This window comes from Marinomonas flavescens (genome assembly GCF_004352835.1).
GTDB lineage: Bacteria > Pseudomonadota > Gammaproteobacteria > Pseudomonadales > Marinomonadaceae > Marinomonas > Marinomonas flavescens.
On sequence record NZ_SJSB01000008.1, the window covers coordinates 1 to 15,205 of the forward strand.

General features: G+C 40.4%; 13 protein-coding genes and 1 pseudogene. 8 read left to right on the forward strand and 6 right to left on the reverse strand.

Translation table 11 applies throughout. The annotated features are described in order from the left end of the window. On the forward strand, nt 1-345 hold a 345-nt coding region (locus E0D70_RS09630), incomplete at its 5' end, for an IS66 family transposase (protein WP_133012075.1). 481 nt (nt 346-826) lie between these two features. Here E0D70_RS09630 and E0D70_RS09635 read toward each other — a convergent pair. From E0D70_RS09635 to E0D70_RS09645, 3 genes and pseudogenes are all read right to left on the reverse strand, one after another. Continuing rightward, nucleotides 827-1,777, reverse strand: a pseudogene (locus E0D70_RS09635) (IS110 family RNA-guided transposase). 276 nt (nt 1,778-2,053) lie between these two features. Continuing rightward, nucleotides 2,054-2,692, reverse strand: coding sequence for a 2-dehydro-3-deoxy-6-phosphogalactonate aldolase (locus E0D70_RS09640; protein ID WP_133012076.1), 639 nt, complete (start codon nt 2,690-2,692; stop codon nt 2,054-2,056). Continuing rightward, a complete protein-coding gene (locus E0D70_RS09645; protein WP_133012077.1) occupies nt 2,682-3,581 on the reverse strand; it encodes a 2-dehydro-3-deoxygalactonokinase in 900 nt (299 codons plus the stop codon). Before E0D70_RS09645 ends, E0D70_RS09640 begins: the two co-directional genes overlap by 11 nt. A gap of 673 nt (nt 3,582-4,254) precedes the next feature. On the opposite strand from E0D70_RS09645, the gene galE reads away from it, so the two are divergent. The 7 genes from galE (at nt 4,255) to E0D70_RS09680 (ending at nt 10,939) form a co-directional block, all read left to right on the forward strand. Then, the gene (gene galE, locus E0D70_RS09650) at nt 4,255-5,271 is read left to right on the forward strand and encodes a UDP-glucose 4-epimerase GalE (RefSeq protein WP_133012078.1); all 1,017 of its coding nucleotides are present in this window, start codon (nt 4,255-4,257) and stop codon (nt 5,269-5,271) included. A gap of 110 nt (nt 5,272-5,381) precedes the next feature. After that, nucleotides 5,382-6,446 (forward strand): UDP-glucose--hexose-1-phosphate uridylyltransferase, encoded by a 1,065-nt coding sequence (locus E0D70_RS09655; protein ID WP_133012079.1) that lies wholly within the window; start codon nt 5,382-5,384, stop codon nt 6,444-6,446. A gap of 83 nt (nt 6,447-6,529) precedes the next feature. After that, nucleotides 6,530-7,702 carry a galactokinase gene (gene galK, locus E0D70_RS09660; RefSeq protein WP_133012080.1) on the forward strand — a complete coding sequence of 391 codons (1,173 nt, stop codon included), beginning with the start codon at nt 6,530-6,532 and terminating at the stop codon, nt 7,700-7,702. Next, complete coding sequence (gene galM, locus E0D70_RS09665; protein WP_207923242.1) at nt 7,702-8,775, forward strand: galactose-1-epimerase; 1,074 nt, start codon at nt 7,702-7,704, stop codon at nt 8,773-8,775. The genes galK and galM overlap by 1 nt, the downstream gene beginning before the upstream one ends. Before the next feature lie 109 nt (nt 8,776-8,884). Beyond that, nucleotides 8,885-10,204, forward strand: a complete 1,320-nt coding sequence (locus E0D70_RS09670; RefSeq protein WP_133012081.1) for an anaerobic sulfatase maturase — start codon at nt 8,885-8,887, stop codon at nt 10,202-10,204. A gap of 40 nt (nt 10,205-10,244) precedes the next feature. Beyond that, nucleotides 10,245-10,592, forward strand: a complete 348-nt coding sequence (locus E0D70_RS09675) for a YidH family protein (protein WP_133012082.1) — start codon at nt 10,245-10,247, stop codon at nt 10,590-10,592. A gap of 2 nt (nt 10,593-10,594) precedes the next feature. Then, entirely contained in the window at nt 10,595-10,939 is a 345-nt protein-coding gene (locus tag E0D70_RS09680; RefSeq protein WP_133012083.1) for a DUF202 domain-containing protein, read from the forward strand. Here the strand turns inward: E0D70_RS09680 and E0D70_RS09685 are convergent. The 3 genes from E0D70_RS09685 to E0D70_RS09695 all read right to left on the reverse strand — a co-directional run bounded on the left by E0D70_RS09685 (nt 10,934) and on the right by E0D70_RS09695 (nt 15,172). After that, entirely contained in the window at nt 10,934-11,827 is an 894-nt protein-coding gene (locus E0D70_RS09685; protein ID WP_133012084.1) for a LysR family transcriptional regulator, read from the reverse strand. The two genes, E0D70_RS09680 and E0D70_RS09685, sit on opposite strands and share 6 nt — an antisense overlap. Nucleotides 11,828-11,989: 162 nt before the next feature. Continuing rightward, nucleotides 11,990-13,708: a solute:sodium symporter family transporter gene (locus E0D70_RS09690; RefSeq protein WP_133012085.1), complete on the reverse strand. Its 1,719-nt coding sequence runs from the start codon at nt 13,706-13,708 to the stop codon at nt 11,990-11,992. Nucleotides 13,709-13,726: 18 nt separating this feature from the next. Then, nucleotides 13,727-15,172, reverse strand: a complete 1,446-nt coding sequence (locus E0D70_RS09695; RefSeq protein WP_133012086.1) for a sulfatase-like hydrolase/transferase — start codon at nt 15,170-15,172, stop codon at nt 13,727-13,729. Nucleotides 15,173-15,205: the final 33 nt, after the last annotated feature.

Here is a 15,205-nt window from a genome sequence, read left to right on the forward strand (position 1 = left end):
CAACAGGTCCTGCCGACCTCTTTGCTTGGAAAAGCGATCCAATACAACCTGAATCAATGGGACAAACTCACCACTTATCTCCAAGACGGTGATATTAATATCGACAATAACCGAGCAGAACGTGCGATCAAGCCCTTCGTGATTGGCCGTAAAAATTGGTTGTTCTCAAACACCGGCAATGGCGCCCGATCCAGCGCGATGCTTTGCAGCATTATCGAGACAGCCAAAGCGAATGGGCTGATCCCATACGACTATCTGGTTATGCTGTTTGAAAAACTGCCGTTATTGGCCGATGAAAGTGACCAGAAAGAAATAGACAGCTTACTGCCATGGAACATCAAATAGAGACAACTGAAAGGACTCTTTACAGCATCCTTGCCGCGCGGAGATCATCCTGAAAAAGACAGAGCCTTCATCCTGAAGGCTTGAACAATCCCTTGTTCTCTGTCTACACATAACCCTAGACCAGCTTCTTGTTTTACGCCAATAACAAATTTAAAAAAGTGAGTTAATTTAAGCCTGTCTAGGTGGTGATGGCCTGACGTGTATGGACTCATCCTCGTTTGCAAGTAATTTTTTTGATCACATGAAGGTACAACTGCCTACGTGTATTCGGTCTTTCAATGACAATATTATGTCTGACCTTGATGGGCTATTCGCATGCTGCCTCCCAATCGCTTACACGAGCTCATTAGGCTCTACGTCAGGCAGGGGTATTGCAGCATCGGTTCAACCTTATGCCATCACTCAAATTACTTCGCAATAGTTTTGAGACTTTCCTCTTGCTACCACTTTAAACCTGTTTTTCTAATCAATTCAGTATTTTTTATGCAGCCACTCGCTTGTTGTCGTAATGACCATCCCCCGCAATAATTGCCCAAGCGATCCTAGCCGTTTTATTAGCTAATGCTACCGTTGCAATATTAACGTGTTTTCGCTTTCTCAATTCGTTAATCCAGTTACTTAGATTATCTTCTTTGTTTTGTGTGTGACGAATCACAGATCGGGCACCATGAACCAATAATTTTCTCATATAGCTATCACCACGTTTAGAAATCCCTAATAATCGGTCTTTACCTCCCGTACTGTGCTGACTTGGAGTTAAGCCTAACGAAGCGGCAAAATCACGACCACGACGGAATTGTTTGCCATCGCCAATTATTCCCGCCAATGCACTGGCAGATAGTGGGCCGATTCCTCTTAGCACTAATAATTTATTGGCAACAGGATCACTGGCTGCATGCTGCTCTATCTCAGTCGTGATGGAGACGACCCTCTAACCAACAAGGTAGTGCTTTTCTTAGTGTGTGAATCCCTATGGGTGCAACGATTCCGTATTCGCCCACCAATCCACGAATCTGGTTGGCTTTTGTTGTTCTTTGCTTGATAAGCTCTTCTCGGATACGATGAAGCGCTTGTATGTCTTGTTGGTCTACGCTTTTAACAGCCACATACCTCATGTGAGGGCGGCTCATCGCTTCCGCGATAGTCGCCGCATCTACTGCATCGTTTTATTACTTTTAACATAAGGTTTGACAAATTGAGGGGCAATCAATTTGACCGTGTATCCGTGCCTCATAAGGACTCTTGACCAATAATGAGCAGACGCGCAAGCTTCCATTGCTATCTCGGCCTCGTTAGGGACTTTTTTCCTAATTTGGTCGACCCATTTAGCACGAGAGTATTTACCAGACCAGCAACATTTACCCTGACGATCAACGCCATGTACGTGAAAAACAGATTTAGCGATATCAACACCAACGCGAATAATAGTCATCAGTTAAACCTCATTAAATACATTGTTTTTAACTCTACTAAGAGTAGTACATTGGAGGTGAGGATGAGTCTATCCCATTGCTTACCTTCAAGCTGACCCAAAGGAATCAATCCAACCATTGAGTCAAGGAAAATTCATTGCGAGCTTTACGATGTTCGTTTTTTGATTCGCTGCCTGCAAAGGTAGGTTGATGTAGCATGGTTAGGATCAAAGTTTAAAGCCAATAGTCTCATGAGAAGGGAATTTTCATATCATCCCTCTCTTCCGCTGCGTTATTTACTTTTTTAAGCTTGTGTATGTGGCAGCGAATGCTTTTGCATTTGTTCGGATTTCATCGTCGGTCAATCCTGGTTTATAGAGAGAAGCGCCTAAACCAAATCCTGTTGCGCCTAGATCTGTATAAGGTTTCATGCTCTCAACCGTTGGGTTTATTCCGCCCACAGGAAAACAATCGACTTCTGGAGGAAGAACAGATTTTAATGCTTTGAATCCATCTAAGCCAAGAACCGATACAGGAAATAGTTTCAGCCCTGTTGCGCCTGCTTCAAGAGCATCAAAGGCTTCTGTCGGTGTGATGACGCCTGGGAAAGTTACGCAGCCAGCGGCAGCAGATAATTTGATTACTTCGGCGTTGTAGTTGGGGGTAACAACCAAATTAGCGCCCGTGGCAATAACGGCTTTTGCTAGTGCAGGCGTAGTGACAGTACCTGCCCCAATTAAGTAATTGTTACCGAAAGTATCGACTAAAAGTTTGATGCTGGTAAGTGCGTCAGGGCTATTTAATGGCACTTCAATCATTGAAAAGCCTTCATCAATTAAGATCTGAGTAACACGGACTACGTCTTTTGTCTCAATTCCTCGGATAATAGCAACAAGAGGAAGGTGTTCGCTTAATTTAAAATCTTTATTTGTCATCGTTTAGCGCCTTTTTAATTTGTAACATACCGTTCAGAAATGCATCATCGCCATTGGCGATAGTGGCTTCAATGCCAAGGAGTTCACACGCTGTTTTATAGCGGCAGCAAAGAGCTTCACCACCGACTAAATAAACGCGATTGCTTGTTAATGCTTTTAGTTCTTCGCCTATTAATAAGCCAGAGAGGTAATCTAAAACGTCACACTCTTTTAAATTACCGAACAATCGATGGGTTCGAGTCGCGAATAATTGGCTGGTTAACGGCTTTTGGCCGCTCTCATTGATGCCCTTTTCAAAGGCTGTAATAGAGGCATGTTGATCAGGAAGACCCATGCCTAAAATAGAGTGCTTTGATAAGATAGAAAACATTTCTCCAGTCATGAATGTGGTGAAACTGGATAGTGCGCTTTCATTGATATACATATGTTTACTATGAGTGCCGGGGAAGACGGCAACGAAGCTCTCTTTATTTTCTAGTGATTGTAAGCCAAATAGCTGAACTTCTTCTCCGCGCATTACATCGTAATGTTTTGGTGTTGATTCATAACTAACACCAGGCACTATTGTTGCTTGAGCTCCCCATGGGAGTGTGAATTGAACACTCTTTTGGGCTAGATGGCTGATTGATACTGGTGCTTCTGCATAAGGAGCGTTAACCCAGCCTTGAGCAGAACCGACCATGCCAGCCATATAAATGGGTAAGCTTTTATACTCACCTAGCCAGTCGTCAAGCACTGTCTGTAATGCTAATGCAAACTCATTATTGTCAATTTGTAGCAAACCAAGCCGACGCTCTGTTTTTTTGACAAGAGTCCCATTTTTATTCATCGCAAATGCACGGAAGTTGGTAGTCCCCCAGTCGATAATTAACCAATCAATATTTTTCATTTAATACACCTTATATTGATTGAAAGAGGGAGTGTTTGTCTTGACCTCGTTGCCTGACTCACTTTTTGAGGAAGCACATCAATAATTTTCATAAAAGTTATTTTCAACTAAAGAGCTGACTGAGCGAATTATTAAGGTTTTAGTAGTTGCCAATACTGCTGCCATCTCACAAATACTAAGAAGTAAATTCAGTCAATTAAAAGATAGTATGTTTATAACATATGATGTTTGTTTCTGACAATTTTTATCTTATTTCTCGCTTAATTATCTGCTGCTCATTGTGCCTGAAAATTATTACATTCTGACAAGCGGATACAGTGTACTCACGATAAGTTAATAGGTTGGGTTTTCAAGAGTCACCGCAGGTTTAGCTTTTAAGATCAGCTTCTTTTCTTTATTCAGAGCCGCCGGTATTACAGAAATGAGAGGGGAGAATGGGGTTATTTTTGGGCAGGCTAACAACCTTATAACTTTCACTAGGATCGCTCAGATCGTAAAAGTATCATATGAAATGTGAAAGGCGCTTTTTGAGTGTTTTTATCTGTAATGGTATCGTTTACAATAAAAGAACATTAAATTTCTTTTTTTATCGATTTTTATCGATAAATCTAGTTTAATACTTCAATTAACGGCGTGTAATCGTTTACATGCTTTATAAAGTTTAGAGGTGATTATGAAGGTATTAGTGACAGGCGGTTTGGGTTATATCGGAAGCCATACATGTGTGCAATTGATTGCTGCGGGCCATCAGCCAATTGTCATTGATAATCTATCTAACAGTAAAGAAGAGGTACTGAATCGTATTGAGGCATTAGCAGGGTCGCGACCTGTTTTTCATCTTGGTGATGTTCGCGACGAAGCGTTTCTTAATTCTGTATTAGTCGAACATGATGTTCAGGCGGTTATTCATTTTGCTGGTTTAAAATCGGTAGGCGAATCGGTTGCTAAACCGCTTGAGTATTATGATAACAACGTAAATGGGTCATTGGTTTTGGCTCGTGCAATGCGTCATGCGGGTGTGAAAAACATCATATTTAGTTCTTCAGCTACTGTGTATGGCGACCCACAAGAAGTGCCTATCACAGAAGATTCACCAACGGGGGCAACAACTAACCCTTACGGCCGTAGTAAGTATATTGTTGAAGAATGCTTTCGTGATTTATTTGCCGCAGAAGATGATTGGAGCATTACCTTGCTACGTTACTTCAATCCAGTAGGTGCCCATTCATCTGGCACCATGGGCGAAGATCCACAAGGAATTCCGAATAATTTAATGCCTTTTATTGCTCAAGTAGCAGTCGGTCGTCGTGAAAAATTGGCCGTGTTTGGTGATGATTACCCAACGCCAGATGGTACTGGGGTTCGTGACTATGTCCATGTGGTAGATTTAGCCGATGGTCATTTGGCCGCTTTAAATGCGCTGACTAACAAACCTGGACTGCATATTTATAACTTGGGTACGGGTAAAGGCAGTAGTGTATTAGATATGGTAAACGCCTTTTCTACGGCTTGTGGTCATGATATCGCTTATGAAGTGCAACCACGCCGTCCTGGTGATATTGCAGAATGTTGGGCAAGCACTGCCAAAGCTGAGAAAGACCTAGGCTGGAAAGCGCATCGAGATGTTGCTGCTATGACCGCAGATACGTGGCGCTGGCAGTCGAAAAATCCTCAAGGCTACCAAGATTAGTCGTCAGAGTAAGCGGTAAAATCCACTGTTTAATGATCGCCTCTAGAATAATGTACATAATGATTCTGGAGGTGTTTAGATTTAGCGTCAGAACTAGAGAGTAGAAAACAATGTCAGAAATAACATTTAATCCTGTTGATCATCCACATCGTCGTTACAACCCATTGACCGGTCAGTGGATTTTGGTTTCTCCACATCGTGCTAAGCGCCCGTGGAGTGGCCAAGACGAGAAAGCGGCCCCAGCCAATGTAAGCTCTTATGAGGCTTCGTGTTTTCTTTGTCCAACAAATACTCGAGTATCAGGCGATGTTAACCCTGACTACAAAGGTACTTATGTTTTTCAGAATGACTTTGCTGCGTTAATGCCTGACTCTCCTGATGCGCCTAAGTCAGACAATCCATTGTTTAAAACTCAAGGTGTTCGTGGGTTAAGTCGAGTCATTTGCTTCTCTCCCGATCATAGTAAAACGCTACCAGAGCTTCCTGTTTCACAAATTCGCAATGTGGTAGACACTTGGAATGATCAGGTAGAAGAGCTAGGTAAAGATTACCTGTGGGTGCAAGTGTTTGAGAACAAAGGTGAGGCGATGGGGTGCTCTCAACCTCATCCTCATGGGCAAGTTTGGGCGAACAGTTTTCTGCCAAATGAAATTGAACGTAAAGATAAAAACCTACGTGATTATTATCAGGAACATGGTTCTAACTTGTTGGTTGATTACGTACAAGCAGAATTAAAAGACGGTTCTCGTACGGTAGTAGAAACTGAACATTGGATTGCCGTTGTTCCTTATTGGGCGGCTTGGCCATTTGAAACTATGTTGTTGCCTAAAGTTCATGTTCGTCGAATGAGTGAACTAACGGATGCACAGCGTGATGATTTGGCGTTAGCAATGAAAAAGCTTACTAGCCGTTACGACAACTTGTTTCAATGTTCTTTTCCTTACTCTATGGGTTGGCATTATGCGCCATTCTTCGAAAATGACGACGCTATAGAAGACAAAGGGACAGAACATTGGCAATTACATGCGTTGTTTTATCCGCCATTGCTTCGCTCCGCTACGGTTAAGAAATTCATGGTCGGTTACGAAATGTTGGCTGAAAGTCAGCGCGACTTAACGGCAGAGCAAGCCGCTGAACGTCTTCGTGTCTTAAGTGATGTGCATTACAAAGCATAAAATACGATTTTCTTGATTAACACTCTATACCTAGCCTTTTCTGTAGGGAGCGCTAGAAGATAAAAATAAATAGGAAAAAAATTATGACTGATTCTTCAAACCAGCCAATCCAAGTAGTATCCGACACATTTAAGTCTATTTTTGGTCAGGCTGCAGATCATATTATTCAAGCACCAGGTCGAGTTAATTTGATTGGTGAGCATACAGATTATAATGATGGCTTCGTTTTACCTTGCGCTATTGATTATCAAGCAGCAGTAGCAGCTACCGTTCGTGACGACTCGATTGTACGCGTTATAGCGGTTGATTATGATAATCAAGTGAATGAGTTTGATATCTCAAAGCCGCTTGAGTTTGATAACGATACTATGTGGGTTAATTACATTCGTGGCGTAATTGATTGCCTTCAGAAACGTGGTTATGAGTTCAATGGCGCGGATATTGTAGTAAGCGGGAACGTTCCACAAGGTGCAGGCTTGAGTTCGTCAGCGGCATTAGAAGTGGTCATTGGGCAAACCTTCAAAACACTGTATAACTTGGATATCTCTCAGCAAGATATTGCATTAAATGGACAGCAGGCAGAGAACCAGTTTGTCGGTTGTAATTGCGGCATTATGGATCAGTTGATTTCAGCAAAAGGGAAGCGTAACCATTCTCTTTTGATTGATTGCAGATCGTTAGAAACAGAAGAAGTTTCTATGCCTGAAAGCATGGCGATTGTGATCATTAACTCGAATAAACAGCGTGGCTTGGTGGGTAGCGAATACAATACCCGTCGTGTTCAGTGTGAAACTGCTGCAGAATTTTTTGGCGTGAAAGCATTGCGAGATGTTGATATCGATATGTTTAACAACCGCAAAGCTGGGTTAGAAGAAGTCGTTGCGAAACGAGCTCGACATGTCATTACAGAGAATGCGCGTACTGTTGAAGCTGCCCATGCCCTAAGAGATGAGAATATGGCGCGTTTAGCAGTATTAATGGAGCAATCGCATACCTCAATGCGAGATGATTTTGAAATCACATGCCCAGAAGTGGATGCTCTTGTGGATATTGTGAAAGGCGTTATTGGCACAAAAGGTGGCGTGCGTATGACTGGTGGTGGTTTTGGCGGGTGTGTTGTCGCGCTTGTTCCGCCCGTTCTAGTTGATGCGGTTAAGAGCGCTGTTGAAGAGCAGTATCAAGCAATAAGTGGCTTAAAAGAAACCATTTATATTTGTAATGCTACTGACGGTGCAGGCTCTGTGGAGTTGGCGTAATGAGTTTATACCCTGCAAGCGTTCAATTGTTACACAGCAATATGAATGATGTTGCTAAAGATGGGAAGCCAGCTAAGCTGGTGACCCTAAAAAACAGTGCAGGAATGACGGCGACGTTTATGGACATAGGTGCAACTTGGTTAAGTTGCACCTTGCCATTAGTAAATGAGCATAGAGAAGTGTTGCTTGGTATTGATACAATGGAAGGTTTTTATCAGCAAACAGGTTATTTAGGTGCGACGGTAGGGCGCTTTGCGAACCGTATTAAGAACGCACAGTTTGTATTGAATGGTAAAAACTTTTCGATCTCAAAAAATCAGGGCGATCACTGTTTACATGGCGGTGTCGAGGGCTTCAATTCTCGTCGTTGGGAAGTGCTTGAGCTTTCTGACCAGCATGTAGTGTATGGGCTGTGTTCTCCGGATGGCGATCAAGGTTTTCCTGGCAAACTGGATGTGACTGTTTGCTACCGTTTATCGCAGGTTAATGGCGTTGAAATTTCTTATCATGCTCACTGTGATCAAGATTGTCCTGTCAATCTGACTAACCATGCTTACTTTAATCTACAAGGTGAGAGTGACTTAATGGATTGTCGAGATCATTTGTTGGTTATCAACGCAGATAAATATTTACCAACGAATGATTCAGGGGTGCCTATTTCAGATGCTGTCTCTGTCGATGGTACAGGTTTTGATTTCCAAACAAAGAAAACCATTCGCCAAGACTTTTTAAAAGACGATCATCAGAAAAGTGTAGGAGGTTATGATCACTCATATCTATTTCCTGAGCATGCTGGTGGTGCGTCACTTGTTAGTATCGTCCAGTCACCTGATGAAAAAGTAAAGATGAAAGTAATGACAACGATGCCTGCAGGGCAGTTGTATACTGGAAATTTTCTAAAGGATTGTCCGAAACGTGGTGGTAAACATTATACTAACTACGCGGGCTTTGCGTTTGAAACGCAATTTCTGCCGGACTCTCCAAATCATCCAGAATGGTCCATGAGCGATAGTATTTTAAAAGCCGGCGATGACTATCGCCATCAGACGACATATCAGTTTGAACTAAGCTGACTTATCGATTAATAAATATAATAAATGTGTTGTAGCCAGTTGTTGCGTCGTGACAATGTCACTGTTGCGATAATTGGCTGAATAAATTGAATGTACCTAAGGTGTTTGTATGACTCAATCTACTGTAGCTGGCTGCCATGTAATGGCAAAACCAAGTAGCTCTATTTGCAATCTAGATTGCACTTATTGCTTTTATCTAGAGAAAGAAAAACTGTACCCAGAGCAGAATAAAAACTGGAGAATGACGGAAGACACTCTAGAGCGGTACATTCAACAACATATTGAAGCTCAAATGGGCTTAGAAGTGCAATTTGCTTGGCAAGGTGGTGAGCCCACTTTAATGGGTGTCGACTTTTACCGAAAAGTGGTTGCCTTGTGCGCGAAATATGCCGGCAATAAACGGATTAGTCATGCATTTCAAACTAATGCTATCTTGTTAAACGATGAGTGGTGTGAGTTATTTAAGGCAAATAATTTCTTGATTGGTGTTTCCATCGATGGGCCTCAAGACTTGCATGATGCTTACCGTGTGACACGGACGAATAAATCTACACATGCCAAGGTAATGAAAGGCATTGAGTACCTTAAAAAACATCGTATAGAGTTCAATACATTAACGGTCATTCATGACCTTAATGCACAACACCCTGAACGAGTGTATGAGTTCTTAAAGCAAATTGGCTCCACATATCTCCAGTTTATTCCTTTAGTAGAAAGGGAAGCGGTGAATACCACTGAAGACACTCAAGCATTGACCTTGGTGCTCCCTGATGAAATTGAAGCAAATGTAACTTCATGGTCAGTGCCTTCTAAGCGTTATGGTGATTTTTTAAACGGTGTTTTTGATGTTTGGGTGAAAGCCGATGTAGGACGTATTTTTGTGAATATGTTCGACTCAACATTAGCCACGTGGTGCGGACATTCTTCAGGTTCTTGTATTACCTCAGAAACCTGTGGTCATGCTTTTGCCTTAGAATCAAATGGCGATTTATATCAGTGCGATCATTTTGTCTACCCTGAACATTTATTAGGTAACATTCATGAGATTAGCATCAAGGAAATGAACAATAGTCCGGCCGCTAAGAAATTTGGTCAAGACAAAGCCAAAACGCTTAATGATGACTGTTTAAAGTGTGAATATAAATTTGCTTGTCATGGTGGATGTCCCAAACACAGATTTTCCGTGTCCCGAAGTGGTTTCTTAAACCATAATTATTTTTGCTCAGGTTATACCAACTTTTTCAAACATACTGAGCCTTATATGAGATTAATGGCAGCTTTGATAGATAATAAGCAGTCTCCAGCTAATATAATGGCGATTATTCAACAACAGCCTAAGCTACTTTATTCTATGTTTAAGGTGTCAAAAAATAGCCAGTGCCCTTGTGGTAGCGGTGAAAAATTTAAGCGCTGTTGTTTTGCTGACTAATTCAGAAATTAGATAATAAGTTATATGAAGGAAATATAATATGTGGCGTAAAACAGGAAAAGCTCCTGACTATCGATTTACACTTGCAAACGAGCGAACTTTCTTAGCGTGGATTCGTACGGCTTTGGCTTTTTTAGCGGCATCAATTGGTATTGATCAGTTAGCCCCAAATATTGCGCCTGAATTATATCGAGAAATTTTAGTCCTTGTATTAAGCTTGTTTTCAGCGGTTCTGTCGTTTTATGCCTATCGTCGCTGGTCTGACAATGAAAAGGCCATGCGACAGGATGCTGAGCTAAAATATACACGCGTTTTGGCTGTTATTAGCTTTGTGATGATTGCCGTGATTATTTTTATCGTATATTTGATGCTTTACTATAGGACATAGTGATGACAGTAAAGCGTGCCTCTGACGGTGGTTTGCAGCCGCAAAGAACATCCTTATCTTGGTCTAGAACCATTTTTGTATTATTAATTAATGTTCTAGTGGTTATTAGGGTAGGGTATAGCAATCAGAATGCTGCGGTTTTATATGCGGGTATAACCTTGGCAGTATTAACGTTTATTTTTTATATTGTCTATGTCTATCGTACTGCAGGATTTGAGTTTGAAGGTGAGTTAACGACTAAAAGTGCAATCTGGGTTAAGCGACTTCTTAGCGCAATTTTATGTATTGCAGCGTTGTTGATTTTTCTATCTAGTTTGACAAATTTAATCCAAAACTATCTCTTATAGTGGACGTAGTTTTTTGTTTAACATAGTTAAAAATTCATTCACTAATATACTCCTAGTGTGTTTAGGTTTAGTCCAAGCGCCTAAATGGAAGTGCCAAATAGGCTCAGACAAATCAATTGATACAAGTGAATTGTCATCTAACTGTTTAAATAACTGATCAGAAATACATAATAAGGCATCGGTGTTTTTTACCATTTCTAATGCCATATCGAGAAATTCAGTTTCTAGAATATACCTTACTCGGTTTCCTCCTTCGCGTTCTAATAGGTTATTAACATGACCTAATATTTCAGATGATGCTTGAAATGCAATCCAAGGAAAACTAGATAAAGAGCTAATGTGGTGAACTTTGTTGATATTTAACGGGTGCTTGCTGCGAGCAATAACGGTTAAGTGGCTGTCAATAATAGGAGTGAATGCTAGACCATTATTTTTTGATAAATCTTGACCGTTTTCTCCACCGAAAGCCAAATCAAGATTATCATCAATTAATGGAGACATCAGTTCACTGATAGGAGCTGATTGAATAGATACGTTAACATTAGGGAAGCGTGTTAAAAAGTCAGGAAGTATTGCGGTAATGGGTTTTTGCCAAGCTGGACCTGCACCAATTTTGAGAGTTTGATGGTTGGTTTGCAGGGTTTGGATATCGCGCTCAATCGCCTGCATTTCAAATTCTATTTTTTGAGCCCTCATGTAAACGATTTCACCTTCAGGAGTTAATCTAATGCCCCTAGGATGTCTTTTTACGAGAGTAACCCCTAATTTGTTTTCTAGAGAACGTATGCTCTTACTAAGGGCTGGCTGACTGATGCCTAATTCAATACTAGCTTGACTAATTGACATATAGTCTGCCGCTTTAGTGAAGTGTATTAGGGTTTTATTCATGACATTGCCTTTTGAAGAATTCAGTAAATAGTAGGATTAAATATCTTTATCATATCTTAGTATGCAATAAAAATAATGTCGAACACGTATGTATTCGACATTATTATATTACTTACTCTGTCTAGATAGAATATATCTTTCTAAACTAACTTCTTTACTTGATTAAAGAGATTGTATTTTCTTATCAAATGAATTTGAAACTTTCTTGACTATAAAGTTCAATGCAAAGATAGCAACTAACCCAGCTATTAAAATCTTAGTAAGATTGCCTGGAATTTCTTCCCAAGGTGCTACTATGCCTATTGGTGATGCTATAGCATAGGTGACAACCATAAGCACGATAGTTACGATACTCCCTAAGCGCAAATATTTCCAGTTCTCAATATTAACAGGGGAGTGTTCCACTTCTTTTACTTTATCTTCAGCTGGGTACATGTGAGTAAGTACAATTGAAACAGCTAAACCAGCAGCAAAGTAAATAGCTGTTTTATGTAGGAAGTTCAAATCCCAACCAGTATAGCCAAATTTAAAGAACAGATAGAGAACCATATAAGTAACCATACCTGGAATCGTCGATTTCGCCGATGCTTTTTTCCAGAACATGCCCACAACGACCATTAACAAAATAGGAACGGTAAATAAGGCGTTAAATTCCTGCATAAACATGTAAAGCCCTTGAGGCGCATTTTTAATATAAGGTGCGCAGATAGCCGCAAAAATGGCTAATCCAGTACCAAATATCTTCCCAGCTTTAATGTCTTGAATGCTAGAAATATTTCCACCTTTAAGTGGTTTGTAAATATTGACAGCAAAGATTGTTGAGCATGAGTTAATGGTCGAATTAAACGTGGAAATTATTGCTCCGAACAATATGGCACCGAAAAAACCAACAAGCGAAGCAGGCAATAATCGATTAACCAATAAAGGATAGGCTTCATCAGCCTTGATTCCTTCACTACCATAAAGGTGGTAAGCAATAATGCCAGGGACGATCAATATTAAAATACTGACAATTTTGATCACGCCAGCAAACAGTACGCCTTTTTGCCCTTCAGCAACACTTTTGGCACCAAAAGCTCGTTGAATAATGACCTGGTTGGTACAGGAGAAGTAGATATTAATCAGTAGCATGCCGGTGAAAATAGCTGCGAACGGTACGTTAACCTTAGGAGAGCTTACCGCATTAAGCATTTGTGGGTCTTTTGTGATTAAGGTTTTTACACCGGCAAAGCTGTCACCATCACCTAGTGCGTGCAAACCTAGGAATAGAATGAGAATACTACCGATAAAGAAACCAATACCATTTACAGTATCTGAGATAACAACGGCTTTAAGACCACCGAAGATGGCATAGATGCTACCAACAACAGCAATGAATATAATTGAGACAATGAGTGCTGAGTTTTCAGAAATATTAAACAGAGAGGCCACATCAAAGATTCGACTTAACCCTAACGCACCAGCATATAAAACTGTTGGTAGTGCAACCGCGGCCATATTGATGAGGATAACCCAAGCAATGAAGTTTCGCGCGACAGGTCCAAACCTTTGTTCGATATAGTCAGGTATTGTAGTAATACCCTTTTTAAGGAAAAAAGGAAGGAAGACACAGGCAAGTAAAACAAAGCCTAGAGCGGATGTCACAGCCCACCCCATATTAGATAGACCAACGCTGTAACCTTGACCGTTTAAGCCAATTAACTGCTCAGCAGACCAGTTAGTTAAAAGAATTGAGAAACCAATCGATATTCCGGTTAGGCTTCGTCCACCTAAGAAATAACCATCGCTGCTGTTTAGATCTTCTTTTTTCGTTGCAATATACGAAATAATAGCAACGAGTAAGGTAAAGCCAATAAAGCTTAATAAAGTCCAAGTATTCATAATAAAACCTCTTTATTTTTATAGTATTGCTGGGCCAAATTTAGCTAATCCAACTAATATGTATGGATTAATAATAGTGTCATTTGTATCCTTTGCGAACTTCCATAGTTCCTTATAAAGTGTCTCAATAATAGGTAAAGAGGATTCTTCATCTATTAAGTTATTCAATTCATTAGGGTCATTCTTTAAATCGTACAATTCATCATTATCAAAGGTGTTAAATACAAGCTTCCATTCTTTATTAAAAACAGACCGCTGGATGCCATAAATTTCATTACCATTCGTTTGTGTGTGTAAGAATGGGTGTAAAGGCTGCTTCTGTTGATTATAAAAATAGGGAAGTAAGCTTTTTCCAACAATTGGTTGAGTCATTTTGCAGTCAACAATGTCGAGAAGTGTTGGTGCGATATCAGCTAAAGAAATGAGATCGGATATGGTTCTTCCTGGATCACTGATCCCATTTGGCCAGTGTGCGATAGTTGGGATGTGGTAAGCCCCTTTATAAGCAGGTAGCCCTTTACACCATAAACCGTGTTCACCATTGTAATCCCCATGATCACTTACCAATAAAATAAGTGTGTCATCGAAATTGTCATGACATTTAAGTTCATCTATTACCAAGCCAATCAAGTGATCTTCATAAGTACAAAAGGCCCAATAGTGTTTAATGGCTTGTTTCTTTTCATCAATGGAAAGTTGGTCGAAAAGTGTTTTAATTTTTTTATTATAAACAGGCTTTTTATCCATAGAATCATAATGAATATCAGAAAGCTCTACTTCAACATTCTCGTACAGATCTAAAAACGCTTGTGGAACAAAGTATGGATCATGAGGGCCAAGTGTCCCTATGTACATCATCCAAGGCGTGTCAGATTCGCGTAACGTCTTAAGTTTTACCAAAGCAGAATCGACAACATCTTCATCATTAAAAGGATTTTCCGTTACGCCATAATGAATGTAGTTAGGGTAACCAGGTCTTAGGATTTCACCTTCATACCTGTCGCGAGACTCGGTAGGAATATTTTTATATATTTCCCAGCTTGGAGACATTGATCTATTCGTTGGATCATTTTTAGATTCTTTATTACAGGTGACATAAAGCTCTTCAAAACCATGATCCTCAGGTCCAGTGTCATAACAAACGTGCCATTTCCCTGCAAAAAATTGTTGATAGCCCTGTTTTTTTAGTTGATGACTAAATAATTCGGTTTCAGGGTTAAGGCGTCTTGATAACGCGTTTTGAACACACACATTGTTCCAAACACCGTGTTGAGTTGGATATTGACCTGTAAAGAAAGAGGCTCGTGAGGGGCAACAGTGAGGGGCAGGGCAATAGCTTTCGGTAAAAGCCAATCCATCTTGCATTAATTTGCGTGTGTTAGGCATTAATATTCTAGCATCATAAACAGAGTCTCCTCGCTGCTGATCTGTCATAAAAACTAAAACATTAGGATTTTTTTGCATGATTAAACCTATTTACTATAATTATTGTTAATA

Bases quoted from the DNA above. Each gene is read 5' to 3' on its own strand.
- E0D70_RS09670 (WP_133012081.1), top strand. From the start codon at position 8,885: ATGACTCAATCTACTGTAGCTGGCTGCCATGTAATGGCAAAACCAAGT.
- galK (WP_133012080.1), top strand. From the start codon at position 6,530: ATGACTGATTCTTCAAACCAGCCAATCCAAGTAGTATCCGACACATTT.
- E0D70_RS09640 (WP_133012076.1), bottom strand. From the start codon at position 2,692: ATGACAAATAAAGATTTTAAATTAAGCGAACACCTTCCTCTTGTTGCT.
- E0D70_RS09675 (WP_133012082.1), top strand. From the start codon at position 10,245: ATGTGGCGTAAAACAGGAAAAGCTCCTGACTATCGATTTACACTTGCA.
- galM (WP_207923242.1), top strand. From the start codon at position 7,702: ATGAGTTTATACCCTGCAAGCGTTCAATTGTTACACAGCAATATGAAT.
- E0D70_RS09695 (WP_133012086.1), bottom strand. From the start codon at position 15,172: ATGCAAAAAAATCCTAATGTTTTAGTTTTTATGACAGATCAGCAGCGA.
- E0D70_RS09685 (WP_133012084.1), bottom strand. From the start codon at position 11,827: ATGAATAAAACCCTAATACACTTCACTAAAGCGGCAGACTATATGTCA.
- E0D70_RS09680 (WP_133012083.1), top strand. From the start codon at position 10,595: ATGACAGTAAAGCGTGCCTCTGACGGTGGTTTGCAGCCGCAAAGAACA.
- E0D70_RS09690 (WP_133012085.1), bottom strand. From the start codon at position 13,708: ATGAATACTTGGACTTTATTAAGCTTTATTGGCTTTACCTTACTCGTT.
- galE (WP_133012078.1), top strand. From the start codon at position 4,255: ATGAAGGTATTAGTGACAGGCGGTTTGGGTTATATCGGAAGCCATACA.
- E0D70_RS09655 (WP_133012079.1), top strand. From the start codon at position 5,382: ATGTCAGAAATAACATTTAATCCTGTTGATCATCCACATCGTCGTTAC.
- E0D70_RS09645 (WP_133012077.1), bottom strand. From the start codon at position 3,581: ATGAAAAATATTGATTGGTTAATTATCGACTGGGGGACTACCAACTTC.